1 pseudogene is annotated in these 236 nt (G+C 59.7%); it reads left to right on the forward strand.

The annotated features are described in order from the left end of the window. Window positions 1–236: pseudogene (gene rho / locus V0R37_RS23245) on the forward strand (transcription termination factor Rho); the annotation flags it as partial.

Here is a 236-nt window from a genome sequence, read left to right on the forward strand (position 1 = left end):
GTGATTGAAAAAGCCAAGCGCATGGTGTAGCATAAAAAAGACGTGGTGATTCTACTCGACTCCATCACCCGCCTGGCGCGCGCCTACAACACCGTGGTGCCCGCATCAGGCAAAATCCTCACCGGCGGCGTGGATGCCAATGCCTTGCACCGCCCGAAACGCTTCTTCGGCGCAGCGCGCAATATCGAAGAGGGCGGCTCGCTCACCATCATCGCCACTGCGCTGGTGGAAACCGG

Origin of the sequence: Pollutimonas rozaliensis (assembly GCF_048751585.1) — a bacterium.
Lineage (GTDB): Bacteria > Pseudomonadota > Gammaproteobacteria > Burkholderiales > Burkholderiaceae_B.